The organism is Hyphomicrobium zavarzinii ATCC 27496 (assembly GCF_000383415.1).
GTDB lineage: Bacteria > Pseudomonadota > Alphaproteobacteria > Rhizobiales > Hyphomicrobiaceae > Hyphomicrobium_C > Hyphomicrobium_C zavarzinii.
Map to the genome: position 1 here is coordinate 424,137 of NZ_KB911257.1, position 22,721 is coordinate 446,857.

Sequence of the window (22,721 nt, forward strand, 5' to 3'; positions counted from 1 at the left end):
GACGGCGTTCGTGCGGCCGGCCGTCACGGGGCGACCGAGACGGGGCCTTCGGGCGTTCCTGCCTGCGGAATGACCGGAGGCGAGGACGGCTGAGAGGTCGCGCCCGTTGGAATGCCCATGCGCGCCAGCACCTCCTCGCAGAGCTTGCGCAAGGCCTTGCCGGTCTCGCCCGGATACTTCGCGAAGTAGGACCGGTCGGGAGCGTGAAAGCGGGCAGCCTCCTGCAACGCGACGGCGCGCGGCACGACCTGATCGAAGCAACGGTTGTCCGGATTGCTGATCAGCCAGGCGTGGTAGTCCTCCTCGGTAGGAGAGCCGACATCCTTCATGTTGACGAGCACGCCCATGTTCTCGGCAAAACCCATCTCAGGGTTCAGCGCCTTGAAGCGGCGGAAGACCTCGAGCCCGCACACCGACACGTAGTCGGCCTTGGTGGGCGATATGTGATAGTCCGCTTCGCGTAGCCAGCTTTCCGTCAACACGGAAAGGCCCGGCGGGCAGTCGATGAGAATGATGTCGAACACGGAGCGCGCTTCTGCGAGCAGCGCGCCGATCACCTTGCGCAAGCGTCCGTGCAGGCTCTCCTTCGACACCTCGCGCTCGAACAACGTGAGCTGCATGTCGCTCGGGACGAGATAGACCGTGCGCGCGTCATCGACATCCGACACGTTCCTCACGACGAAGCGCGGCCAGTCGGCCTGCGCATCCTGCAGCACCCGCGCCACGAGGAAATCGACGATGGTGAGCCCGTTCTGCTGCAAGCGATGCAGATTGGGAATCGTCATCAGCATGCTGGAGACGGAAGCCTGGGAATCGCTATCGATCACCAGCACATTCTTGCCGTGATAGGCCGACAGCGTTTCGGCCAAAGCGAGCACAAGGGTCGACTTGCCGACGCCGCCCTTCGTGTTCATCACAGCGATCGTATTGCGCATGACGAAGAGAGGCCTCCCCTGCCTCAGATAGTCGCGTCGACATCCCCGCATCGTCCGATGTGCGTCGGGAATGTGGCAGCCTCGCGAAGCACGGCGGATTTTCTCACCGGCGCCCCGCACGGGCAGACCTGTGATACCAAACTGCCAGCCTCTTTCGTCAAGAGTTGATCACTTACCAGCGGGTACCGGCGCGCACCCACGCCGTGCCGCCTTCTCTCACGAGAACGCGTGCGCGCTCACGCGCCACGACAGGCGGATAGGCCACCACATAGCGCTCTGCGGGCCGCACCTCGATTGCGCGCTGGCGTACGCCGTAGACCGGCGGCGACACAACGCGCACGCGGCGGCCGGGACGCACGAGCACCTCGCGCGGCACGAGCTTCACCTCCGCCGGAACCGGCACCTTGCAGCGGCGCTCTCCGTAGGGGCCGTAGGTCGATTCCCAGCGATAGCCCGCGGGGCGAACGACGATCTCCTGCATCACGGTGCGCGTGACGGGCGGCGTCATCTCATAGCTGACACGTCCTGGTGCGATCATCACGCGCTCGGGCCGCACGACGACCACGGGCTCGGTTTCCACCACGCGGCGATAGCCGGGTTGCACAACCACATCCCGCTCCACGGTGCGATAGACATCCGGCAGGCGCACCTTGTCGTAGCATTCGCCGCCGCCGCGGCAGGCGAGGGCGGGGGAAGCGAGAGACGCAAGGGTGACAACGAAGGTGACGGCCGCAGTGCTACGCAATGACATGAGAGAAAGGCTCCAGGGGTGGGAGCCACCATTGTAACCGATCCAGGCGCGGCGACCGCGTCCAAGGTCTTCGATTGGTTAAGTGCAACACCCTGAGAACGTAGCGGTTTTAATCAGTTTGAAGAGATCGGACCCGTGCTGTCGATTTCCCGGCGCCGCGCCATCTGCTAATCCTTGTAGCGATGTACCCCACCCTGACGAGGTTCCAGTCATGACCCCCGCCCTCGCTTCCCGCATCTCCCGCCCGCTGGCCCTGCTGACTGCCACACTCATGGCGCTCACGCTGGCCGGCTGCGGCATCAACAACATTCCCACCTACGAGCAGAGCGCCAAGGCCGCGTGGTCGGAGGTGCTGAACCAGTACAAGCGGCGCAGCGATCTCATCCCGAACCTCGTGGAGAGCGTGAAGGGCTTCGCCGAGCAGGAGCGCAAGGTGCTGACCGACGTGACGGAAGCCCGCGCGAAGGCCGTCAGCGTGCAGGTGCCCGCCGACATCCTCACCAACCCGGACGCGATGAAGCAATTCCAGGATGCGCAGAACACGCTGGGCGGCGCGCTGCGTCAGCTCCTCGCCGTGGTCGAGCGCTATCCGGACATCAAGTCGGGGCAGAACTTCCTGGCGCTGCAGAGCCAGCTCGAGGGCACCGAGAACCGCATCGCAATCGCGCGGCGCGACTACATCCAGGCCGTCCGCCAGTACAACACCGAGATCACGACTTTCCCGGGCCGCCTGTGGAAGTCGTTCCTCTATCCTTCGGCTGCCGTGATGGCGACGTTCGACATTCCGGCGGAAGAACAGAAGGCGCCTAAGGTCGATTTCGGCACGAGCAAGTGAGCGCAAGAGCTGCCCGGCCCCTGATCGCTTCGTTCACGGCGGCGCTTTCAGCGCTCGCCGTGAGCGTGCTTCTGTGCGTGGCCGCTTACGGCGCTCCCACCTTCCCGCAACTCACCGGACGCATCGTCGACGAAGCTGGGATCCTTTCGGCCGAGGATCGCAGCGCGCTCGAAGCCGAGCTCAAGGCACTCGAGGAAAAATCGACCGACCAGCTCGTGGTGGTGACGGTGCCGTCGCTCCAGGGCTACGAGATCGAGGAGTTCGGCTATCAGCTCGGGCGTCACTGGGGCATCGGGCAGAAGGGCAAGGACAACGGCGTTCTGCTGATCGTCGCGCCGAACGATCGCAAGGTGAGGATAGAGGTCGGCCGCGGCCTCGAACCGCTCATGACCGACCTCATGAGCAAGATCATCATCGAGAACGCGATCGTGCCGGAGTTTCGCCGCGGTAACTTCGGCGCGGGCATTCGCGCCGGCGTTCGCGACATCAAGGACACGCTGCTGGGCGATGCGGAGGAAGTGAAGGCGCGCGCGCGCGGGCTCGACAAGGGCGATGGGCCCGACTGGCTCGGCTTGCTGATCATCGCGTTCTGGATCGCGATCTTCATCTACATCGTCTACGCGCAATCCCGCTACGCGGCGCAGGCCCCGCAGACGCTCGGCCGCGACCAGCGGCGGCGCGCGCGGCGCGGCCAAGACGGCGGGATCGTCATATTCCCGGGCGGCGCTTCCGACTCCTGGGGCGGCGGATGGTCCGGAGGTGGCGGTGGCGGCTGGTCGGGCGGCGGTGGTGATTTCGGCGGCGGCGGCGGTTCGGGAAGCTGGTAGAGCAAGGATCGGGTCCGATGGGACTTCTGTTTTCTGAGACGGACGAGCATCGCATCGCGGAAGCCATCACGCGTGCCGAGCGGCAGACGTCCGGCGAGATCGTGGCGGTGGTGGCATCCGAGAGCAGCACGTATCTCTACGCGCCGTTCCTGTGGGCATCCGTCATCGCGCTCCTCGTGCCGTGGCCGCTCATTCTCTGGACGTGGTGGCCCTCCGCCTGGATCTATCTCGCGCAGGTCGCGGCCTTCGCCCTCGTGCTCGCCGTCGCGCTGCCGCGTCCCGTTCGCTACTGGCTGGTGCCGCGGCGCATCAAGCGGCTTCGCGCGCACCGGCGCGCGCTCGAGCAGTTCGTCGCGCAAAACCTGCATACGACCGCGGGGCGCACCGGCGTTCTGATCTTCATCTCGGTTGCCGAGCGGCACGCAGAAATTCTCGCCGACGCGGGCATCGAGGCGCGCGTGCCGAAAGGAACGTGGCAGGAGATCGTCACGCGCCTCACGGCTGCGTTCACGGCTAATCGCCACGCGGAGGGCTTCATTGCGGCCATCGAGGACGTGGGCGGGCATCTCGCCACGCACTTTCCGCCCGGGTCGTGCGATGCCAACGAGCTGCCCGATCACCTCATCGTGCTGGACGCAAACTGATCCGGCGGGCGCCGTTAAAACGCGCATCTCAGTCGAGGGTCAGCACGATTTTTCCAACTGCCTCGCGGCGGTCGAGTATTCCGATGGCTTCGCGGATCTTTTCCAGCGGGTAGGTGGCTTGAATGCGCGGATCGAGCTTGCCCTCCGCGACCCAGCGCAGAACCTCGATCATGTTGGCGCGATGACGCTCCGGGTGGCGGCGCACGGCCTCGCCCCAGAATACGCCAATGGCGTCGGCTCCCTTCAGCATCAGCAGATTGAGCGGGATCTTCGGGATGTCACCGGCCGCAAAGCCGACGACGAGAAAACGCCCCTGCCATGCGAGCGCGCGGATCGCGGGCTCCGCATACTTGCCGCCGACGCAGTCGTAGACCACGTCCACGCCGCGACCGCCGGTCAGATCCTTCAATGCCTGCTTCAGATCGACCGCGTCGTAGTTCACTACGTCGTCGGCGCCGAGAGCCTTGCAGATTTCGAGCTTGTCGTCGGAGGACGCAGCGGCGATGACACGCGCGCCCAAGAGCTTGGCGACCTCTATCGCGGCTTGTCCCGCGCCGCCCGAAGCGCCGAGGATCGCGACGGTCTCGCCGGGCTTCACACGGCCGCGATCCTTGAGGCCGTGAATGGCCGTGCCGAAGGTGACGCTCACGGCCGAGGCGACGGGAAAGGAGACGGATGCGGGAACCGGGATCAGGCTTTCGGCCGCGATCACGATCTTCTCGCGCGCGCCGCCATAGCTGACCGCAGCCGCGACACGTTCGCCGGCCACGACGCCGGTCACACCCGGCCCCACGCGCTCCACCACGCCCGCGATCTCACCCGAGGGCGAGAAGGGAAGGGCGGGCTTGGTCTGGTATTTTCCCCGGGTGATCAAGGTGTCGAAGAAATTGAGCGCGGCGGCGTGGACACGCACCACGACTTCGCCGGGGCCGGCCTCCGGATCGGCAATCTCCTCCACGACCAGGGCCTCGGGGCCGTCTAGGCTCTTGCAAAGGGCCGCCTTCATGTGTGACCTCCCGGAACGAAATTCCGAGGATCTCTAACCGGAGACCTCTTTCAAGGCGAGCCTCTTCATGACCACCCCTGCCTGGCCCCCCAAATCCCGCGGCTATTTCGCCATCGGCGCCGAACGTTCGTCCAAGGCCCTGAACCTCGGCAACCTGATGCGCTCGGCGCACGCGTTCGGGGCACACTTCACGTTCACGATCGGGGCGCAATACCAGGCACTCGAGGCACGCGCCGACACCTCGAAGGGACATTGGCACCTGCCGCACTACAACTGGCAGACTGCGGGCGAGATGGTGCTACCCAAGGGCTGCAAACTCGTGGGGATCGAGCTTCTGGACGAGGCGGTGGCTCTGCCGAGCTTCCGTCATCCGCTGCAGGCCGCCTATATTCTCGGGCCGGAACGCGGCTCGCTGTCCGCGGAGGTTCTCGAGCGGTGCGATTTCACCGTCAAGATCCCGACCAGCTTTTGCGTCAACGTGGCGATGGCCGGGGCGATCGTGATGTACGACCGCGTGAAGAGCATGGCGCACTTCGCGGAGCGGCCGGTCTCAGAAGGCGGACCCTCCGCAGTCTCCGGATCGGTTCGGACGGATGGTCACCGAAAGGGACGGACGGACGGGTGACAGGGTGGCGCCTCAACTCGTATAAGAGGCCAGATTCGTCAGAATAGGGGGCTGTCGATCCGCGCATGACATCGTCTCATACGATCCCGACGCTCCTCTCCGGTCTGCTGCTTTTGTGGGCTCTTCCGGCCGGTGCGCAAACCGCGACCGAAGGCGCGCTCGAAACAGGAAAGTTCGGCGACTGGATCGTGCATCGCAATGCCGGCGATGGCCCGAAGATCTGCTTTGCCGCCACACAGCCCAGGATCAAAGAACCCGCCGGCGCCAACCGGGCCAAGATCGTGCTCTATGTTTCCGCCTGGCCCAAGGAAGGCGTAAAGTCAGAGGTCTCGATCAAGCTCGGCTATCGCATCAAGCCGGACAGTCCGGTCGCGGTGACGGTCGGCACGGATTCGTTCCAGCTTTTCGCCGAGGAAGATCGGGCCTACGTCTCCGACGCCACGGAGGAGCTGAAGCTGATCGAAGCCATGAAGAAGGGATCGAAGCTCGTCGTTCAGGCAACGTCCAGCAAAGGCACGCAGACGACGGACACCTATTCTCTCAGCGGGCTCGGTCAGGCTCTCCAGGCGATCGCATCGGCGTGTCCGTGAGGCCTGCGCTCCAGGGCTTTCATGAGACCAATGATTCACGCTTCGGACTGATAGGGTCCGAAGCGATCATGGTCTAGCGCACGCGATCCGGATTGCGGAGCTGCACGTAGATCGCGCCTTCGCCGCCGTGGGGGATGGCGGCAGTCGTAAAGCTCACCACCACGGCGCGCAGCTCGGGCTCTCCGAGCCACATCGGAACGTTGCGGCGCAGCACGCCGCGCTCGGACGATCCGAAAATATCGTCATCGCGCTGGGCCCGCGGTCCGCCTTTGCCGGTGATGACCAGCACCCAGCGCAGCCCGCGCCTGTATGCCGACATGAGAAAGTGGCGGAGCGCGACATGCGCCTCGTTCTGGCGCATGCCATGCAAGTCGATGCGCGCTTCGATCTCGATTTGCCCTTGGCGCAGACGGCGTGCCGACTTGCGATCGAACGTCATCAGCTCCGGCGGGGAGCGGGATGGCGCGGGCGGCGACGCAGATGTGGCGGCGTGTTTCGCGCCAGCGGTGTGGGGTTCTGCGTGAGATTTCTTTGCAGCCTTGCCTTTGGGCTCGAACAGCTCAAAGGCGTCCGGATCGAACACCGCATCCGCGAGGTGGCGCTGCTTCTTCACCTTCAAAGGCTCTAGACTCGAGGCGGTGTGCTCCCAGAAGGCTTCGTCCTCCTTCGTAAGATGGCGCCGGCGCGGCGGATGCGTCGGCTTCTTCATGGGAGCGGCTGCTCGTGCGGCAGCAGCACGAAAAAGCGGCCCGCATGCTTGGTCGTGCCCGCAAGCGCGCCCGCCTCCGTCCCGGAACCGAAATAGATGTCGCCGCGCTCTGGGCCCCTGATGGCCGAGCCCACGTCCTGGGCGATCATGAGGCGCGCAAAACCTTCCTCTCCTCCCCAGGGCTTCAAGTCGGGCGCCGTAACGAACACCGGCGTGCCGATGGCGTGGAAGCCGGTGTCGACGGCGAGGCTCCGGCCGCTCGACAGCGGGATCTCGAGCGCGCCGAGGGGGCCGTCGTCCTCGTTCTCGAGTTCGCGGAAGAAAATGAAGGACCGGTTCTCCTGCATGACGCGGCGGCCGCGCTCCGCATCGGCCGAAAGCCACACCTTGAGCGCATCGAGCGACATCTGGTCCGCCGTGAACTGACCCGCGTCGATGAGGTGGCGTCCGACGGAGGTATAGGGATGACCGTTCTTGCCGTCGTAAGTGATGCGCACGGTCGTGCCGTCCGGAAAGCGGATGCGGCCCGAGCCCTGAATGTGCATGAAGAATGTGTCGACAGGATCCGAAAGCCAGACCAGCTCCAGCCCCTGGCCTTCGAGCGCGCCGCCTTCGATCTCGGCCCGCGTCGCGTAGGGCTCGATGCCGCTCGCCGTCTTGCGCGCATGGGTGAGGCCGTCTGCGAGCGCGCCGCGCTCGGCTTCGCCCACGAGGTTCACCAGATCGGGCGGGCGGCGATAGACGGGAATGGAGAACGCCTCGGTTCGGGTTCGTGAGCCCGGAAGGACCGGCTCATAATAGCCGGTGAGCAACCCCCCGGCCCCGCGGTGCTCGACCCGGTGGGGGACGAAGCTCTCTTCGAAGAAGGCACGAGCCCCGGCCGCTGTCGTAATGCCGGCGGCACGATCCGCGGCCCGGCGGACGGCGGCGACAAGCGCTTCATCGGCTGTCCTGGTCTTGCCGGATGCAACGCCGGCCGGCCGCTCGAAAGCCTTTGCGGACCGGATGAACGCCTTGAACGCCGCCAGGTGATCATCCGCCTCCCAGCCCGGCAGATCCGAAAAGCGGAGGGGCACGAGCCGCAAATCCGGCAAGGCCTGCTCAGACGATTGTGCTCCAAGCGGCATGGTCGGTCGTTCGGCTCAGACGGACGTCGTTCAGATTCGCGGGATCAATTCGGCGCCTGGGTGCCGACCAGCTTCCAGTTCAGATTTCTCCGGGCATCCTTCGTGGAGATGTCGCGGGAGAACGTCCAGATGTCGGTGACGTCCTTGATGCGGGAGTCGTCCCCGTCGATGATGGTGCCAGCCTTGTCGCGCGTGGCGCTGATCAGCTGGCTCACGAAGCGCACCGTGATGCTGGCGACGCCCTTGGGGCTCACCTCGGCTTCCAGGATGTCTGCCTTGTTGATGCCGACGAAGCTCTGGTCGATAACCTGTCCGCGCTGCTCACGCTCGGTGATCGCCCGGTTGAAGCTATCCAGAACGTCCGCGCTCAGGAGATCACGCAACATGCGCCGGTTGCCCTCGGCGAAGGCCGTGACGATCATCTCGTAGGCCTGACGCGCGCCGCGCAGGAAGTGGTCCGGATCGAACTTCGGATCGAGCTTCAGGATGTCCATCATCCGGGTGGCGAGCGCGGTATCCTCGCCGGCGAACGACTTGATGCGGGCCTCGACCTCGGCCACGGAGACGGCGGCATCCGCCGGCTCCACGTCCCGATCGCGGCGGGGCAACGTCACCACCTTGTCGGACTGCGATTGAGCCGCGGTTTTCTGCATGCTGGCTTCGCGCCTGCGCTGCTCGATCCGCGTATCCTCGTCACCGGTCTTGCGGCCGAGAACGCTCCTCAGCTTCACGATCGCGACAATGGCAACGATGAGGGAGAGAAGCGTCAGAAGATTGATTTCGCCATTCATTATCTGCAGCTTCCTGGCAAGGCCCACGCAACATGGGGCGTTTGCCCTGATGTAAGATCGCTCTTGAAGTTCGTCCAGGCGTGCCAAATCCGGGCCGCGAGGAAAACCGCAGGCGGAGGCACACTCATCATGTCGCTCAACTTAGGCCACAACGTGGGAGAAGCCAACATTCTTGCGGTCAGAACCACGTGAGAGGGCCAAGTTCGGGACATTGGCCGATTGCCGCGCCGCCCTCTCCGTGATAGCCAGCTTGCCGTTCACGATATCCCTTGTGTCAGAACGGCGCGGGTCCCCGCCCGGATCGGCACGCCCTCAACATAAATCGAAAGCTTACCGACTATGGCAGACAAGACCAAAGGCAGTCCTCCAGCCTCCGATGGCGGCGATCAGCAGGCACAACAGCCGATCGAGGCCCAGGTCGTCGGCCAGTTCATCAAGGATCTCTCGTTCGAGAACCCGAGCATCGGCAAGCTTCTGGAGGGCCCCTCCGAGACCCCGAACATCAAGCTCGAGATCAACGTCGCCGCCAAGCGGCTGCAGCAGCCCGAACTCTACGAGAGCGCCATCGACTTCAAGGCCGTCGCCTCCACCAAGGACGGTACGATCTACGATCTCGAAATCGTCTATGCGGGCCTGTTCCGGCTCCGGAACATCCCGGAGCAGGCGCTGGAGCCGTTTCTGCTGATCAACTGCCCGACGCTGATCTTCCCGTTCCTGCGCCGTCTCGTGGCCGACATCACGCGCGAGGGCGGTTTCCCGCCTCTGCTGCTCGACCCCATCGATTTCGCGCAGCTCTTCGTGCGCCGCAAGCAGGAGATGGCGGCGTCGGCCTCCGGCAAGCCGAACTGATCTAGATCTGCTGACCCAGATCTTTCCGCTTCAGGCCCGAAAGGGTCTGAAGCGCCTGCTCAGGATTTCGCCGCGTCGTCCGGGGCGAAATAGCGCTTCCAGAGGGCCTTGGGACCCAGCGTCTCGACGAAGGCCCGATGGGCGGCGATCAGCTCCGCCGTGAGCCGCGGCTCCAGCGGCACGGGCCGCGGGCCGCGTATGGCCACACCGTTCACTTGCGCCCCGCGACCGGCACGGCCTCTTTCGGCTTGCAGTCCGAAGCTCGCCTGCCGCTCACCCAACAGCTCGACATAGACCTCGGCCAGCAGCAGGGAGTCCATCAAGGCGCCGTGCTTGATGCGCTTCGAGTTGTCGATACCATAGCGCTTGCAGAGCGCATCGAGGCTGTTGGGGCCGGCGGGATGCTTGCGCCTAGCGAGCTGAAGCGTATCGACCACGCGGCTCATCGAGATGGCCGGGTGTTTCAGACGCTCGAGCTCCATGTTCAGGAAGCCCACGTCGAAGGTCGCATTGTGAATGACGAGAGCATCCTGGCCGATGAACTCGAGGAACTCGCCAGCTACCTTCGAGAAGACCGGCTTATCGACCAGAAACGCGGTCGAGATGCCATGCACTGCCTCGGCCTCCGCCGGAACGGAGCGCTCGGGATTGATGAAGCGATGGAACTCCTGCCCGGTCGGGATGCGGTTGACCAGCTCGATGCAGCCGATCTCGATGAGACGGTCGCCCTTGCGCGGATCGAGGCCGGTGGTTTCGGTATCGAGAACAATCTCGCGGAGCATTGAGGAGCTTTCACATCGAACGCGAGACTGGGATGACCGAATACATAAATTCGCTTGTCCGGCTCGGGGCCTTTCAGGCGACGCCTGGCGTGGCGATGATGCTTATCGCCAATGGCGCGCGTAGGCGTCGGCCGGCATCGAGCGCAATGCGGAGAGAATAGCATCGACCTGGGCCTCGCTGTCGGCAAGGGTGCCCCCCGTATCCACAACGAAATCGGCCCGATGCCGCTTCATGGAATCCGGCATCTGCCGCTCGAGCAGAGCGTCAAGCCGTTCGTCCGTCATGCCGGGGCGTTCGAGAACGCGGGCTCGCTGAAGATGCCCGGGCGCCGAAACCACGACGACCGCATCCACCTGTGCATCCAGCTCCGTTTCGAGGAGCAGGGGGATTTCCAGTACGGCCACCTTGTCGCCCCGGGCAGCCGCGGCCCGGAGGAAATCCTGCTCCCCCTTGCGAACGAGCGGGTGCACGATCTTCTCCAGGATGCGAAAGCGCTCCGCATTGTTGGCGAGCACGGCCGCAAGGCGCGCCCTGTCGACGCGGCCATCGGCAGTCGTGCCGGGGAACGCCGCCTCGATCCTGGAAACCGCCTCGCCCGCATAGAGGCGATGGACCTCCGCGTCCGCATCGAACACCGCTATCCCCCGCTCGCGGAACATGGCCGCGATCGTGGATTTACCCATGCCGATGGATCCTGTGAGGCCGAGGATCTGCATCACACGGCCTCAATGTCGGCGGCGATCAGATCATAGAGCTCGTCAGTGACCTCCGGGCGCAAGCCAAACCATTTTTCGAATCCCGGCACGGCCTGGTGCAAGAGCATGCCGAGACCATCGACCGTGCGCAGTCCATGGCGGCGCGCCTCACGAATGAAAGCGGTCTCGAGCGGAACGTAGACGATGTCGGACACGATGCAATCAGGGTGAAAATCGGTGAAGTCCATGTCCAGGCTGCCAGCGCCCTTGAGACCGACAGAGGTCGTGTTGACCAAAACGGCGGCCTCCGTTGACGCGCGGGAGCGCTGGTCCCACGGCAGAACTTTCACGCGCGGTCCGAAAGTCTGCGCGAGGGCTTCGGCGCGTTCGACAGACCTATTGAAGATGCGGACTTCCGGCACGCCAGCCTCGAGAAATCCGTAGACGATGGCGCGGGCGGCGCCACCGGCTCCCAGAATGGAAACCGGCGCGTCGCGACGGCCCCAGTCTTCGGCTTCACGTCCGAGATAGGTCATGTAGCCATAGGTGTCGGTGTTGGCGGCGCAGAGACAGCCGTCTTCGAGCCACAGCGTGTTGGCGGCGCCGACAGCGATCGCGGACGCATCGCGGTTGGCTGCGAGACGGAAAGCGGCTTCCTTATGAGGAATGGTGACATTGCAGCCAGCCAGCCCTTCGGCTGCGAGCCCGTTGAGGAACGCTTCGATTTCGCCGGGAGACACCGCGCGCTTGGTGTAGGTGCCGTCAATCCCGTAGTGCTTCAGCCAATAGCCATGGATGATGGGCGAGCGCGAATGCTCGATGGGCCAGCCGATGACGCATGCGTGTTTCATGTGGCGAGCATCCCCCGGCGCCGCAACTCGTGCAACACGGGCAGCAGCGGAAGGCCCAAGATGGTGCTGTGGTCACCCTCGACGTTTTCGAACAGTTGCACTGCCGGTCCCTCGATCTGATAGGCGCCGACAGAGGTGAGCACCACGCCGCCAGCGCGCGCGAGGTAGCTGTCGAGGGCGGCTTCGCTGAAGGCGCGCATCGTCAAATGCGCGGTCTCGACATCCTTCCAGAGCACCACGCCGTTCGCGGCCAAGGCGGTCGCCGAGTGCAGGGCGTGCGTCTTTCCGCGAAGCGCGCGCAGGCAATCGCGGGCCTCGGCAATCGACTTTGGCTTCTCGAACACCACGCCTTCGAACGAGAGAACCTGGTCGGCACCGATTACGAGCGCACCCGGATCTTGCATGCTCACCGCTAACGCCTTTTGCTCAGCGAGCGTGAGCGCGATCTCTTCGTGGGAGACGGCCGGGACCGCGGCGAGCAGACGGCCGCGAATGGCCGCTTCGTCCACATCCGCGGCGCGGACCTCGAAATCTACGCCGGCCGACGCCAGAAGTGCGCGTCGTGTGGCGCTGCCGGATGCGAGGACAAGCCTCGGCTTATCAGCTGTCATGGTTCGATCCGGCGCTCGATTCAGCGGTCGCGTCGTCGGAGTTCACCTCGAGCTCGCCTGCTTTCTTATCCTGCAGGAGGCGGATGATGGTGGCGGCCGTTTCCTCCACCGAACGGCGGGTGACATCGATCACCGGCCACCCATGCTTGGCGCAGATCTTCCGGGTGTGGGCGATCTCGGCGGCGATTCGGCTTCGGTCCACATAGTCGTCGAGATCCCGGTCCGCGAGGAGGAGCGCGCGGTTGCGGCGAACCTCGGCGATGCGATCCGGGCTCGCGATCAGGCAGACCACGAAAGCGGAATGCTGGCCCGCGATCTCCTCCGGGAAGGGAAGCGACGGCACGATCGGAACGTTGGCCGTCTTGTATCCGCGCTGGGCGAGATAGATGCTGGTCGGCGTTTTCGAGGTGCGCGAGATGCCGAGCAGGATGATGTCCGCCTCGTTGAGATCCGTCGGCAGACGGCCGTCGTCGTGCGCCATCGTAAAGTTGAGCGCGTCGATGCGGCGGAAGTAGTCGGCGTCGAGGACGTGCTGGCCCGCGACCGTCGGCGTCTGAGGCGCGCCCAGGTAAGACTCGAACACCTGCATGATGGGCTGCAGCACGGCGAGGCAGGGAACCTTCAGCTCCTTGCAGCGCTGCTCGAGCTCCGCGATCAGCGTGAGGTTCACGATCGTATAGAGAACGATGCCCGGCGCCTGCTCGATCTCCTGCAACACGCGCTTCAACTGCCGCGCGTTGCGCACCAGCGGATGCACGTGCTCGATGGGGCGGATCTGCGCATACTGGACGGACGCGGCCTTGGCGATGGTAGTCAGCGTCTCACCGGTCGAATCCGAGACGAGATGAAGATGGAAGTAGCTCGGCTGGCTGTTGGCCATCTGTGGATCAAGAGCCTTCTTGTTCTGTGGGTCGGGAGGCGGCTCGGCTGTCGCTGTGGGTTCGGGGCGAGTTGTCCACGGGGATACCCCGAATATGCGCGATGTGAACTGTTTTTCTCACGAGTCCAGGCCGGCTGTTGATTGCCGTGTCTTCGACACTCCCTCATTCGTAATCAACACGGTATCCCCAGCGCACGGGAGCAATGGCGCCGGGGCAAGTGGTTGACTCTCATCGCGTGTTCCGGGCCTAGTGGCACCCTGTCCCCGCGGCACGCAACAGATTGCGTGGTCGTTCGTTCCTGGGGCAAAAGGCAGGGGACAGACGTGGGACAAGGCCGCCATGCCCGAAACTCACGCCCCTAATAGCAATAACAACAACTAGAAGACTCTTAGTTATTTATTGAAGGGAAGGTTATGGCCGACAGCGCGGAGCGTGGGACGAAGGCGGTTGCCGAGCGGCGGTTTCTGAAACCGTTCAAGGGAGAGGTGCTCGACGTTCCTCCGATCTGGCTCATGCGACAGGCAGGGCGCTATCTTCCGGAGTACAAGGCCACGCGCGCGGAAGCGGGGAGTTTTCTCAAGCTCTGCTATACGCCGAAGCTGGCGGCCGAGGTGACGTTGCAGCCGATCCGGCGCTACGGGTTCGATGCGGCCATTCTGTTCTCGGATATTCTGGTGGTGCCGGATGCGCTGGGCCAGGGTGTGCGGTTCGAGGAGGGCGAGGGGCCGAAGCTCGATCCTGTGCGCTCGGCCGGAGATCTGAAGCGGCTCGATCTTGCGGCGACATCTTCGAAATTCAGCCTCGTTTGCGAAACGGTTGCCCGGCTGCGGCAGGATTTGCCGGCCGAGACGGCGCTGATCGGGTTCTGCGGCGCTCCCTGGACGGTCGCGACCTACATGGTGCAGGGGGAAGGCTCGACGGATCAGGCGGAAGCGCGGCTCTGGGCCTATCGCGATCCAGAGGGGTTCGAGCAATTGATCGACCTCTTGGTGACGGCCTCGATCGACTATCTCGATCAACAAGTTAAGGCGGGTGCCGATTGCCTGCAGATTTTCGATACCTGGGCGGGCGCGCTGCCGGATGATGAGTTCGACCGCTGGGTGGTGGCGCCGACGCGCGCGATCCGCGAGGCGATCAAGGATCTACATCCCGATATTCCGGTGATCGGCTTCCCGCGCGGGGCGGGTGCGACGGCGGTTTGGTACGTGTCGGAGACAGGGGTGGACGGCATCGGGTGCGACACGGCGACGCCGCCGTTCGTGATGAGCGAGGCGTTCGACGAGGAGGACGTGGTGATCCAGGGCAACCTCGATCCCCTGCTTCTGGTCGCGGGCGGCGAGCGGCTCGACGAGCGTGTGGATGAGATCCTTGATCTCATGCGGGACAAGAGATTCATCTTCAACCTGGGCCATGGAATCGTGCCACAAACGCCGCCGGAAAACGTCGGGCGGCTGGTCGAGCGCGTGCGGGCGAAACGTTAAGGTTTTGATTTATCTCTAAATTGCGGGTGGTGATGGTTGAAGCCAGCAGACAGGATGCTTCTCCCGGAATGCGGGCGGCGGTGGCGCTGGTCGTTACGGCGGCGCTTGGTGTCGCGGCAGCGGTGATCGCCGGGCCGGCGGCCTATCTCTGGCTGAAGGCGGTGCATGTGATTGCCATCATTTCCTGGATGGCCGGCATGCTCTACCTGCCGCGCCTCTTCATCTACCACTGCGATGCGCAGCCCGGCTCGCAGATGTCGGAGACGTTCAAGGTGATGGAGCGGCGGCTGCTCAGGATCATCATCAATCCGGCCATGATCATCGCCTGGGTGATCGGCCTTTGGCTCGCCTGGCAGGGTGGGTTTTTCCAGTCGGGCTGGCTACACGCCAAACTGGCGCTGGCGCTGGGGCTTTCCGGGGTTCATGGTTACTTTTCTGCCGCCGTGCGCAGGTTTGCCGAGGATCGCAACACGGTGACGGCGCGCCAGTGGCGGATGTGGAACGAAGTGCCGACAGTACTGATGATCGGTATTGTCATTCTGGTGATCGTGAAACCGTTTTAGGATTTTTGCGTTTCACTCGGGACCTTCCGCTTGTCGAATTCGTTTGCTATATAGGGGTTAGATCGAATCGGCTCCTGGTCTCTCCGGCCAGAGAGTAGGCTGCACAGCGCACCTCGCTGTCGCCAAACGGCGCGGCTCTCCCAGCCACCACCCACATTCCCCACCCCAGGCCCGGCACTGCCCTCTCCCACCTTGTCTGCCGTGGCCGCCATGGAGCGGTTTCATGACCGAGATGAAGCTCGAGGACCTCAAGCTCAAGTCCCCTACCGAGCTCTTAAGCTTTGCCGAGGAAGTCGGCGTCGAGAATGCCAGCACGATGCGCAAGCAGGAGCTGATGTTCGCGACGCTGAAGCAGCTTGCGGCGAAAGACATCGAAATCACCGGCGTTGGAGTCGTCGAAGTGCTGCAGGACGGCTTCGGCTTCCTGCGCTCGCCGGATGCCAACTATCTGCCCGGCCCTGACGATATCTATATCTCGCCCTCCCAGATCCGCCGCTTCGCCTTGCGCACCGGCGATACAGTCGAGGGCCAGATCAGAAGCCCGAAGGAAGGCGAGCGCTACTTCGCTCTACTCAAGGTCAACCGGATCAACTTCGAAGATCCCGAAGCGACCAAGCATAAAATTCATTTCGATAACTTGACGCCACTCTATCCTACGAGCTGGCTCAAGATGGAAATCGAAGATCCCACCATCAAAGATCTGTCGGCCCGTGTGATCGACATCGTCGTGCCGCTCGGCAAAGGCCAGCGTGCCCTGATCGTCGCGCCGCCGCGCACCGGTAAGACGGTGCTGCTTCAGAACATCGCGCACTCGATCACCGCCAATCACCCCGAGTGCTACTTGATCGTTCTTCTGATCGACGAGCGTCCCGAGGAAGTCACCGACATGCAGCGCTCGGTGAAGGGCGAGGTGATCTCCTCGACCTTCGACGAGCCGGCTTCGCGCCACGTGCAGGTGTCCGAGATGGTGATCGAGAAGGCCAAGCGCCTGGTCGAGCACAAGCGAGACGTGGTGATCCTGCTCGACAGCATCACGCGCCTCGGACGTGCCTATAACACGGTGGTTCCGTCCTCCGGCAAGGTGCTCACGGGCGGCGTCGACTCCAATGCTCTGCAGCGTCCGAAGCGCTTCTTCGGTGCGGCCCGCAACATCGAGGAGGGCGGTTCGCTCACCATCATCGCGACCGCGCTGATCGATACCGGCAGCCGCATGGACGAGGTGATCTTCGAAGAGTTCAAGGGTACCGGCAACTCGGAAATCATTCTCGACCGCAAGGTCTCCGACAAGCGCGTGTTCCCGTCGATCGACGTGGCACGTTCCGGCACCCGCAAGGAAGATCTGCTCGTTCCGAAGGATCAGCTCAAGAAGGTGTATGTGCTCCGGCGCATTCTCAACCCGATGGGCACGATGGACGCCATCGAGTTCCTCATCGACAAGCTGCGCTCGACGAAGACCAACGGCGAGTTCTTCCAGTCGATGAATACGTGAGATGCAAAGGCCGCGGTTTCCGCGGCCTTTTTTGTCGGTCTGCTCCGATCTTTCATGAAAAAGGGCCGCTCTCGAAGCGGCCCTTTCTGCATTGCGGACTTGTATATCGACCGCTACTCGGCGGCGTCGTGGATGGCGCGGGCCTGTGCGGCGGCCGTCACCGGCCGCTGAGGCTGGCCGTTGCCGGGCTTGTAGTGGATCGGAAACAGAACCTGCTCCATGTAGCCCTTGGGGAACTCCGGCACCTCGTCGATGCCCATGTCCTTCGCGGTGATCGGACGCGGCGGCTCCGCATGGAAGGTGCCGAGCATGCGATCCCAGATGGTGAGGAACAGCCCGAAGTTGCAGTCGCCCTCCTTGCCCCAGTTCACGTGATGCAGGTGGTGGATCTGGCCGATCGAGAGGTGGTTGCGGAACGGTCCCAACGCGTAGGCCACATTCGAGTGCTGGATGATGAGCTGCACCGAGATGGCAAAGCCGAGCAGGAGCGCCACGTGGACCGGCATACCGGCGATGGCGAGCGGAGCCGTACCCAGCACGAGGTCCACGACCTGGTGCAACGGGTGGCGAACCAGGCCATTGAAGCCATAGAGGCGGGAGACACCGTGATGCACCGCATGCAGACGCCAGAGGAATGAGAAGCGGTGGCTCAGGTAGTGCAGGAACATCAGGGCGAAGTCTGCCAGCACCATGGCCATCAGAAGCTGCGCCCACACCGGCCAATCCCGCGGCCAGATACCGGCGTTGAGGCCGCCCGAGAATAGCCAGCCCATCAGCGGAATGGTGAGGATGCCGTTGAGGTTCTGCATCTCGTAAACGATGGCATGGATGACGTTGGTCTTCTCGTCACCGTGCGACTCGTTCCACTCGTCGTACCAGGGAAGAATACGCTCCGCGACAAAGGCGGCACCGATCGCGATCAGCATCAGAAGCGCGATCCACGCGTAGGAATGTCCGTTGGTCACGACGTAATAGGCGGCGCCGTTCAGACCGAAGAACATGAACGGGAAATACCCGTACCGCACCAGATTACGTAGAAATCCAGACGTCATTGGAACCTCGTCATCAATCCTTCCGGCATTTCATACGCTTGCAACAGTACGCGTGGCTTGTATGAAGCCTAACTGTGGTAAACGCGGATTTCACACCATTTTTTGTCATTGTACTCGTAAGAAAACTTGATCTTACGCAATTGAGCGCAACTCGTAGACAAGGTGTCGCAGATCGGACTCAGTCGATACGGGCCGGGAGCACTGGGGACCGAGACACGTATAGGCGGTTGATCTTCCGTCGACTGCCGATTTTCCGTGGAGGGCTGGCGGGCCGACCTCACCCACGGTGCCGGAGACTTCGATCTCGAGTGCTCCGGGCACGGACAGACTGTGAACGACGGATCGTAGATCGGTACTGGGATCGTTCTGGCCCCTTACTAATACAATGAGTTGTGGAGACAAGAGGTCTATTGCCGCGGCCAGAAGGCCCGTGTGGCCGGCGAGATTGCGCGCGATGTCAGCCGAGAAAGTGCGCATGATCTGCTCGGCCCGTTGAACGTAACGCGTGTTGCCGGTCAGGGTTCCGAGGTGGACCAGATTGGAGACCATCACCCCGTTGGCCGACGGGGTGGCATCGTCTCCGGAAGATTTGAGCCGGACGATCACATCCCGGGTATCGTCGGCGGCCGTAAAGTAGCCCCCGCCGTCATCGGCCCAGTAGTGTCTATCGAGCACATCGGTCCATGCCGTGGCGCTGGTCAGGTAGCCTCCGTCGCCCGTCGCCTGATAGAGGCGGAGGGCTGCCCAGATCATGTTGGCGTAATCACTGGCCGTTGCCGGCGCCCGGCCCTGACCGTGGCGCACCGCGTGAACGAGGCGACTGGAGACCGTCATCTTTTTCTCGACGAAGGTGAAGGCTTGTTTTGCCATCGTCACCCAGTCTGACCGATCGAATACGGAGCCTGCACGGGCGAGCGCTGCGATCATCAACCCGTTCCAGTCGGCCAGAACCTTGTCGTCCCAGCCCGGGCGGATACGTTTGGCGCGGACCTCGAGAAGCTTTTCGCGGAGTGCTGCGAGCTTCTCCTCCTCGGCCGGCGCTTCGAGCCCCTTGTCCTTCAGCCGGTTCAGGATGGTGTGGCCTTCCCAGTTCCCCTCCGGGGTGACGTCATAGGCGGCGTTGAAGATCGCGGCGTCCTCGGCACCGAGCACGGTGAGGATCTCCTCCGCCGTCCAGACGTAGAACTTGCCTTCCTCTCCCTCCGAGTCCGCGTCGAGGGCCGAGGCGAAGCCGCCGCCCTCCACCACCATCTCGCGGGCGATCCAGGCGACCGTCTCCTCGATGCGTTTCGCGAGCAGGGGGCTCCTGGTCTCGCGCCACACCTCCGTCATCAGGTCGATCAGCAGCGCGTTGTCGTAGAGCATCTTCTCGAAGTGAGGGACGAGCCAGAGCTCGTCCACCGAGTAGCGCGCGAAGCCGCCGCCCAGATGATCGTAGATGCCGCCCTGGCACATGCGCTCCAGCGTGGTGACGACGGCCGCCTTGGCAGGCTCGTGGCGGTAGCGGATCGCGCCGCGCCAGAGGAGCCAGAAGAAACTCCATTGCGGAAACTTGGGTGCGCCTTCGATGCCGCCCCGAATGGAATCGACCGCGCGGGTGAGGCGCTGGGTGATCTCGCGAAGAAGGGGATCGGTCACCGCCGATCCGTCGATCTCGCCGCTTCGCTGGGAGAGGGCGTGAACGAGCGCCTCGGCATTACCCGCCACCTTCTCCGGCTCGTTGCGGTAGATGCCGGATATGCGCTCGAGCACGTCCACGAAGGAGGGGCGACCGTAGGCTGCGAACTTCGGGAAGTAGGTGCCGCCCCAAAAGGGGCGCGCGTCGCTGTCGAGGAACATGGTCAGCGGCCATCCGCCTTGCTGGCCGAGGCGGTGAAGGGCGCCCATGTAGATGGCGTCGATGTCCGGGCGCTCCTCCCGATCGACCTTGATGTTCACGAAGTGATCGTTCATCACGCGAGCCGTCACCTCGTCCTCGAAGCTCTCGTGAGCCATCACATGGCACCAGTGGCAGGCCGAATATCCGACGGAGAGCAGGATCGGCTTGCCGGTGCGCTTGGCCTCGGCCAGGGCTTCCGGTCCCCATGCCCACCAGTGGACAGGGTTCTCCGCGTGTTGAAGAAGATAGGGGCTGCTCTCTTCGGAAAGGCGGTTGCGGCTCATGGTAGGGTCCTGTCGCTTCTTGTCCTGTGTCTCAGATGAGCGCGCACAGCACGAAGACGTTCCGATTCATTTCTTACGGTGCCGAGACTAGCCATGGCCCAATCCTCAGAGCCAACCATTTTCGCGCTGGCCAGCGCACCGGGGCGTGCGGGGGTCGCGGTGGTGCGCATCTCCGGGAGCGGTGCCGGGCGGGTGATCGACTTCATGGCCGGTCCGCGCGCGGAAGCGCGCCGCGCCGTGGGGCGCTTCGTCCGTCATCCTGAAAGCGGCGAGAAGCTGGACCGCGGCGTGGTGATCTGGTTACCCGGACCCAAGAGCTTCACCGGCGAGGATGTGGCGGAGCTTCACCTGCACGGCGGACGGGCGGTGGTGGACGCGGTGCTCTCGGCGCTGTCCATCATGCCGGGATTGCGGATGGCCGAGCCCGGCGAGTTTGCGCGCCGCGCGTTCGAGGCGGGGAAGCTCGATCTCGCGGAGGTGGAGGGGCTTGCCGATCTCATCGATGCCGAGACGGAGGGGCAACGCCGGCAGGCTCTCGCCCAGGCCTCGGGTGTGCTGTCGGATCTCTACGACGGGTGGCGCGCCAGCCTGATCGAGGCGCTTGGTCTCATCGAAGCAGGGCTCGATTTCGCCGATGAAGGCGACATCGGCGCCAAGACGTTCACCGATGCACGAGCCATCATCCAGGTGCTCGCGCGTTCGGTGAACCATCACCTCGAGGATGGTCATCGCGGAGAGATCCTGCGCCACGGGTTTCGGGTGGCGCTCACGGGCCCGCCCAACGCCGGGAAGTCGAGTCTCCTGAATGCGCTGGCGCGGCGCGACGTGGCGATCGTTTCTGCCGAAGCCGGGACGACCCGCGACGTCGTCGAAGCGCGGCTCGATCTCGGCGGCCTCCCTGTGATCGTCTCGGATACGGCGGGCTTCCGGGATGCGGAGGGGGCCATCGAGCGGGAAGGCATGCGGCGGAGCAAGGCGGTGGCGGAGGCGGCCGACCTGGTGCTGTGGCTGACCGATGCGACCGAGCCGCAGACCTTGCTGCCGCCGGACCTCGCGGCCGTAGCCGACCGGACGCTGCTCGTGCTCAACAAGATCGATCTCCTGCCTGGCGGTGAGGCGCCTGCCTTGCCCGACGACATGGTGCCGCTTTCGGTGGAGACGGGCGCGGGTGTCACGGAGCTCATCGAGCGCCTTACGGTGATCGCTCGCGAGCGGATCGGTCACCAGGAGGAGCCCGCGCTCACACAGGTCCGTCACCGGAAGCTCGTCGAGGCGTGCCGGGACAATCTCGATGCGTTCCTGCTGGGTTCACCGGATGAGGTTGAGCTTCGCGCGGAGGATCTGCGCCGTGCGGCGGATGCGCTGGGGCGCATCACCGGACGGGTGGACGTGGAGGACGTGCTGGATCACATCTTCGGCCGTTTCTGTATCGGGAAATGAGCGCGCATTTCGGCATGAAGTGTTTCACGTGAATCCTCCGGTTCCGGATAATGAATATCCGGTGGACGGTTCAGAAAGGCGCGTCGATGCCGGAGCATTTGGTCCGGAATTTCCGGTGGTGATGGATTTTCGGCACGGAATGTTTCACGTGAATCCGTCCGTCCGTCCGTCCGGGCTTGAGCGCGTGCGCGCTGCCGGATCGTGCACGCGCATCGGAGACGCGGTTGCTGTTTGTCGTGCCGCCGGATGCTTCGTCCGGCATAATTTGTTTCACGTGAATCCATTTTTCCGGCGAAACGGCATCCAATGTTTCACGTGAATCCAAAATTGCGCGTTTCGCGCCGACATGCGGCACGCGATGTTTCACGTGAATCATCGAAACGGCTCTATCGGCTGACGAGGCCGGACATGATTTCGGAGTTGGATGCCAGCGCCGACATGCCCGGGTCCTCCTCGGCGGCCGGGGCGGTGCGGGCGATCTGTCCCTTTGGCTGGCAGCGCTCCTTCGCCAGAGTGAGGAGGTATTCGTTGCGCTGGGAGAGTGCGCGCGCCTCCTGTCCCGCTGCGTCCTGAAAGTCGAGGCCGAGCCAGGCGGGCCAGGCCATGAAGCCGACGATCCCGGCGGTGACGTTCTGCCCGAACTTCCACTGCTGCTCGGTGGCCAGATCGGAGATCTTCTGGTTGTTGACCTTGGTCTCTGCCGCGATCTGGTCGCAAGCTATGCTGCGGTCGGTGGCATGGAAGAGGGGCGGGATCTGCGGTGCGCGCCCGGCGCAGGCGCCGAGCGTGAGGGTGAGCAACGCAATGCTTCCCGCTTGGTACTTCGACATCGATAGCCCCCCGACAATCGCGACGGGGCTAGCCTGCGGGTGACAAAGTGGCGCCGGCAAGATCGGTGCGGCATAGACCTGTGCGTTGTCCTCCGTATCCACATGAAATGGGGCGGAGGCGTTCGGAGAAGGGAGCCTGCGACAGGGATGCGGGTCGCTTTGACCGTGGAGCCACCCTCCTGTATCTCTCCGC

Annotated in this window: 25 protein-coding genes; 10 read left to right on the forward strand and 15 right to left on the reverse strand. The window is 63.9% G+C overall.

Annotated features, from left to right (window positions below; all coding sequences use genetic code 11):
• Positions 1 to 23: 23 nt before the first annotated feature.
• Together F812_RS25430 and F812_RS23405 are read right to left on the reverse strand one after the other, a co-directional pair.
• A complete protein-coding gene (locus F812_RS25430; RefSeq protein WP_020085811.1) occupies positions 24 to 935 on the reverse strand; it encodes a ParA family protein in 912 nt (303 codons plus the stop codon).
• Between the two features lie 172 nt (positions 936 to 1,107).
• Complete coding sequence (locus F812_RS23405; protein WP_020085812.1) at positions 1,108 to 1,686, reverse strand: hypothetical protein; 579 nt, start codon at positions 1,684 to 1,686, stop codon at positions 1,108 to 1,110.
• A gap of 211 nt (positions 1,687 to 1,897) precedes the next feature.
• On the opposite strand from F812_RS23405, the gene F812_RS0109885 reads away from it, so the two are divergent.
• Genes F812_RS0109885 through F812_RS0109895 form a run of 3 tightly spaced genes read left to right on the forward strand, consistent with a single transcriptional unit; the run spans position 1,898 to position 3,992 of the window.
• Positions 1,898 to 2,521 carry a LemA family protein gene (locus F812_RS0109885; protein ID WP_020085813.1) on the forward strand — a complete coding sequence of 208 codons (624 nt, stop codon included), beginning with the start codon at positions 1,898 to 1,900 and terminating at the stop codon, positions 2,519 to 2,521.
• Positions 2,518 to 3,348 (forward strand): TPM domain-containing protein, encoded by an 831-nt coding sequence (locus F812_RS0109890; protein ID WP_020085814.1) that lies wholly within the window; start codon positions 2,518 to 2,520, stop codon positions 3,346 to 3,348. Before F812_RS0109885 ends, F812_RS0109890 begins: the two co-directional genes overlap by 4 nt.
• A gap of 17 nt (positions 3,349 to 3,365) precedes the next feature.
• On the forward strand, positions 3,366 to 3,992 hold the full coding sequence (locus F812_RS0109895) for a TPM domain-containing protein (protein WP_020085815.1): 627 nt from the start codon (positions 3,366 to 3,368) through the stop codon (positions 3,990 to 3,992).
• Between the two features lie 28 nt (positions 3,993 to 4,020).
• Here the strand turns inward: F812_RS0109895 and F812_RS0109900 are convergent, their stop codons facing one another.
• Positions 4,021 to 4,998: an NADPH:quinone oxidoreductase family protein gene (locus F812_RS0109900; protein WP_020085816.1), complete on the reverse strand. Its 978-nt coding sequence runs from the start codon at positions 4,996 to 4,998 to the stop codon at positions 4,021 to 4,023.
• Between the two features lie 67 nt (positions 4,999 to 5,065).
• On the opposite strand from F812_RS0109900, the gene F812_RS0109905 reads away from it, so the two are divergent.
• Together F812_RS0109905 and F812_RS0109910 are read left to right on the forward strand one after the other, a co-directional pair.
• Positions 5,066 to 5,623, forward strand: a complete 558-nt coding sequence (locus tag F812_RS0109905; protein ID WP_020085817.1) for an RNA methyltransferase — start codon at positions 5,066 to 5,068, stop codon at positions 5,621 to 5,623.
• A 65-nt stretch (positions 5,624 to 5,688) separates the two neighbouring features.
• Entirely contained in the window at positions 5,689 to 6,213 is a 525-nt protein-coding gene (locus F812_RS0109910) for an invasion associated locus B family protein (protein ID WP_020085818.1), read from the forward strand.
• A gap of 73 nt (positions 6,214 to 6,286) precedes the next feature.
• Here F812_RS0109910 and F812_RS0109915 read toward each other — a convergent pair whose 3' ends face one another.
• The 3 genes from F812_RS0109915 to F812_RS0109925 are packed head-to-tail and all read right to left on the reverse strand — an operon-like array spanning position 6,287 to position 8,840.
• Positions 6,287 to 6,922: a Smr/MutS family protein gene (locus tag F812_RS0109915; protein WP_020085819.1), complete on the reverse strand. Its 636-nt coding sequence runs from the start codon at positions 6,920 to 6,922 to the stop codon at positions 6,287 to 6,289.
• Positions 6,919 to 8,049: a murein transglycosylase A gene (gene mltA / locus F812_RS0109920; protein WP_020085820.1), complete on the reverse strand. Its 1,131-nt coding sequence runs from the start codon at positions 8,047 to 8,049 to the stop codon at positions 6,919 to 6,921. Before mltA ends, F812_RS0109915 begins: the two co-directional genes overlap by 4 nt.
• Positions 8,050 to 8,093: 44 nt before the next feature.
• Entirely contained in the window at positions 8,094 to 8,840 is a 747-nt protein-coding gene (locus F812_RS0109925; protein ID WP_020085821.1) for a Tim44/TimA family putative adaptor protein, read from the reverse strand.
• A 339-nt stretch (positions 8,841 to 9,179) separates the two neighbouring features.
• On the opposite strand from F812_RS0109925, the gene secB reads away from it, so the two are divergent.
• The gene (gene secB, locus F812_RS0109930) at positions 9,180 to 9,689 is read left to right on the forward strand and encodes a protein-export chaperone SecB (RefSeq protein ID WP_020085822.1); all 510 of its coding nucleotides are present in this window, start codon (positions 9,180 to 9,182) and stop codon (positions 9,687 to 9,689) included.
• Positions 9,690 to 9,748: 59 nt separating this feature from the next.
• Here the strand turns inward: secB and dnaQ are convergent, their stop codons facing one another.
• The 5 genes from dnaQ to F812_RS0109955 form a co-directional block, all read right to left on the reverse strand.
• Positions 9,749 to 10,471, reverse strand: a complete 723-nt coding sequence (gene dnaQ / locus F812_RS0109935) for a DNA polymerase III subunit epsilon (protein ID WP_020085823.1) — start codon at positions 10,469 to 10,471, stop codon at positions 9,749 to 9,751.
• A gap of 102 nt (positions 10,472 to 10,573) precedes the next feature.
• Complete coding sequence (coaE, locus tag F812_RS0109940) at positions 10,574 to 11,188, reverse strand: dephospho-CoA kinase (protein ID WP_020085824.1); 615 nt, start codon at positions 11,186 to 11,188, stop codon at positions 10,574 to 10,576.
• Positions 11,188 to 12,018 (reverse strand): shikimate dehydrogenase, encoded by an 831-nt coding sequence (locus tag F812_RS0109945; RefSeq protein WP_020085825.1) that lies wholly within the window; start codon positions 12,016 to 12,018, stop codon positions 11,188 to 11,190. The genes coaE and F812_RS0109945 overlap by 1 nt, the downstream gene beginning before the upstream one ends.
• A complete protein-coding gene (locus tag F812_RS0109950) occupies positions 12,015 to 12,629 on the reverse strand; it encodes a Maf family protein (RefSeq protein ID WP_020085826.1) in 615 nt (204 codons plus the stop codon). The genes F812_RS0109945 and F812_RS0109950 overlap by 4 nt, the downstream gene beginning before the upstream one ends.
• Complete coding sequence (locus tag F812_RS0109955) at positions 12,619 to 13,509, reverse strand: pyruvate, water dikinase regulatory protein (protein ID WP_020085827.1); 891 nt, start codon at positions 13,507 to 13,509, stop codon at positions 12,619 to 12,621. Before F812_RS0109955 ends, F812_RS0109950 begins: the two co-directional genes overlap by 11 nt.
• Positions 13,510 to 13,923: 414 nt before the next feature.
• Here F812_RS0109955 and hemE point away from each other — a divergent pair, with 414 nt between their 5' ends.
• From hemE to rho, 3 genes are all read left to right on the forward strand, one after another.
• Positions 13,924 to 14,991: a uroporphyrinogen decarboxylase gene (hemE, locus tag F812_RS0109960; RefSeq protein WP_020085828.1), complete on the forward strand. Its 1,068-nt coding sequence runs from the start codon at positions 13,924 to 13,926 to the stop codon at positions 14,989 to 14,991.
• A 32-nt stretch (positions 14,992 to 15,023) separates the two neighbouring features.
• Positions 15,024 to 15,554, forward strand: a complete 531-nt coding sequence (hemJ, locus tag F812_RS0109965; protein WP_026868000.1) for a protoporphyrinogen oxidase HemJ — start codon at positions 15,024 to 15,026, stop codon at positions 15,552 to 15,554.
• A gap of 223 nt (positions 15,555 to 15,777) precedes the next feature.
• Complete coding sequence (rho, locus tag F812_RS0109970; RefSeq protein ID WP_020085830.1) at positions 15,778 to 17,043, forward strand: transcription termination factor Rho; 1,266 nt, start codon at positions 15,778 to 15,780, stop codon at positions 17,041 to 17,043.
• 113 nt (positions 17,044 to 17,156) lie between these two features.
• Here rho and F812_RS0109975 read toward each other — a convergent pair whose 3' ends face one another.
• Positions 17,157 to 18,095, reverse strand: coding sequence for a sterol desaturase family protein (locus F812_RS0109975; RefSeq protein WP_040498099.1), 939 nt, complete (start codon positions 18,093 to 18,095; stop codon positions 17,157 to 17,159).
• A gap of 132 nt (positions 18,096 to 18,227) precedes the next feature.
• Positions 18,228 to 20,258, reverse strand: coding sequence for a thioredoxin domain-containing protein (locus tag F812_RS0109980; RefSeq protein WP_020085832.1), 2,031 nt, complete (start codon positions 20,256 to 20,258; stop codon positions 18,228 to 18,230).
• Positions 20,259 to 20,351: 93 nt separating this feature from the next.
• On the opposite strand from F812_RS0109980, the gene mnmE reads away from it, so the two are divergent.
• Positions 20,352 to 21,698, forward strand: coding sequence for a tRNA uridine-5-carboxymethylaminomethyl(34) synthesis GTPase MnmE (mnmE, locus tag F812_RS0109985; protein ID WP_020085833.1), 1,347 nt, complete (start codon positions 20,352 to 20,354; stop codon positions 21,696 to 21,698).
• Positions 21,699 to 21,768: 70 nt separating this feature from the next.
• On the opposite strand, the gene F812_RS26500 is transcribed toward mnmE, so the two are convergent.
• Both F812_RS26500 and F812_RS23410 read right to left on the reverse strand, forming a co-directional pair.
• Positions 21,769 to 22,074: a hypothetical protein gene (locus tag F812_RS26500; protein ID WP_156827353.1), complete on the reverse strand. Its 306-nt coding sequence runs from the start codon at positions 22,072 to 22,074 to the stop codon at positions 21,769 to 21,771.
• A 10-nt stretch (positions 22,075 to 22,084) separates the two neighbouring features.
• Complete coding sequence (locus F812_RS23410) at positions 22,085 to 22,528, reverse strand: hypothetical protein (protein ID WP_020085835.1); 444 nt, start codon at positions 22,526 to 22,528, stop codon at positions 22,085 to 22,087.
• Positions 22,529 to 22,721 lie beyond the last annotated feature (193 nt).

Excerpts from the sequence above, each read along its gene's own strand:
- F812_RS25430 (WP_020085811.1), bottom strand. The coding sequence starts at position 935 with ATGCGCAATACGATCGCTGTGATGAACACGAAGGGCGGCGTCGGCAAG.
- F812_RS23405 (WP_020085812.1), bottom strand. The coding sequence starts at position 1,686 with ATGTCATTGCGTAGCACTGCGGCCGTCACCTTCGTTGTCACCCTTGCG.
- F812_RS0109885 (WP_020085813.1), top strand. The coding sequence starts at position 1,898 with ATGACCCCCGCCCTCGCTTCCCGCATCTCCCGCCCGCTGGCCCTGCTG.
- F812_RS0109895 (WP_020085815.1), top strand. The coding sequence starts at position 3,366 with ATGGGACTTCTGTTTTCTGAGACGGACGAGCATCGCATCGCGGAAGCC.
- F812_RS0109900 (WP_020085816.1), bottom strand. The coding sequence starts at position 4,998 with ATGAAGGCGGCCCTTTGCAAGAGCCTAGACGGCCCCGAGGCCCTGGTC.
- F812_RS0109905 (WP_020085817.1), top strand. The coding sequence starts at position 5,066 with ATGACCACCCCTGCCTGGCCCCCCAAATCCCGCGGCTATTTCGCCATC.
- F812_RS0109910 (WP_020085818.1), top strand. The coding sequence starts at position 5,689 with ATGACATCGTCTCATACGATCCCGACGCTCCTCTCCGGTCTGCTGCTT.
- F812_RS0109915 (WP_020085819.1), bottom strand. The coding sequence starts at position 6,922 with ATGAAGAAGCCGACGCATCCGCCGCGCCGGCGCCATCTTACGAAGGAG.
- mltA (WP_020085820.1), bottom strand. The coding sequence starts at position 8,049 with ATGCCGCTTGGAGCACAATCGTCTGAGCAGGCCTTGCCGGATTTGCGG.
- F812_RS0109925 (WP_020085821.1), bottom strand. The coding sequence starts at position 8,840 with ATGAATGGCGAAATCAATCTTCTGACGCTTCTCTCCCTCATCGTTGCC.
- secB (WP_020085822.1), top strand. The coding sequence starts at position 9,180 with ATGGCAGACAAGACCAAAGGCAGTCCTCCAGCCTCCGATGGCGGCGAT.
- dnaQ (WP_020085823.1), bottom strand. The coding sequence starts at position 10,471 with ATGCTCCGCGAGATTGTTCTCGATACCGAAACCACCGGCCTCGATCCG.
- coaE (WP_020085824.1), bottom strand. The coding sequence starts at position 11,188 with ATGCAGATCCTCGGCCTCACAGGATCCATCGGCATGGGTAAATCCACG.
- F812_RS0109945 (WP_020085825.1), bottom strand. The coding sequence starts at position 12,018 with ATGAAACACGCATGCGTCATCGGCTGGCCCATCGAGCATTCGCGCTCG.
- F812_RS0109950 (WP_020085826.1), bottom strand. The coding sequence starts at position 12,629 with ATGACAGCTGATAAGCCGAGGCTTGTCCTCGCATCCGGCAGCGCCACA.
- F812_RS0109955 (WP_020085827.1), bottom strand. The coding sequence starts at position 13,509 with ATGGCCAACAGCCAGCCGAGCTACTTCCATCTTCATCTCGTCTCGGAT.
- hemE (WP_020085828.1), top strand. The coding sequence starts at position 13,924 with ATGGCCGACAGCGCGGAGCGTGGGACGAAGGCGGTTGCCGAGCGGCGG.
- hemJ (WP_026868000.1), top strand. The coding sequence starts at position 15,024 with ATGGTTGAAGCCAGCAGACAGGATGCTTCTCCCGGAATGCGGGCGGCG.
- rho (WP_020085830.1), top strand. The coding sequence starts at position 15,778 with ATGACCGAGATGAAGCTCGAGGACCTCAAGCTCAAGTCCCCTACCGAG.
- F812_RS0109975 (WP_040498099.1), bottom strand. The coding sequence starts at position 18,095 with ATGACGTCTGGATTTCTACGTAATCTGGTGCGGTACGGGTATTTCCCG.
- F812_RS0109980 (WP_020085832.1), bottom strand. The coding sequence starts at position 20,258 with ATGAGCCGCAACCGCCTTTCCGAAGAGAGCAGCCCCTATCTTCTTCAA.
- mnmE (WP_020085833.1), top strand. The coding sequence starts at position 20,352 with ATGGCCCAATCCTCAGAGCCAACCATTTTCGCGCTGGCCAGCGCACCG.
- F812_RS26500 (WP_156827353.1), bottom strand. The coding sequence starts at position 22,074 with ATGATTCACGTGAAACATCGCGTGCCGCATGTCGGCGCGAAACGCGCA.
- F812_RS23410 (WP_020085835.1), bottom strand. The coding sequence starts at position 22,528 with ATGTCGAAGTACCAAGCGGGAAGCATTGCGTTGCTCACCCTCACGCTC.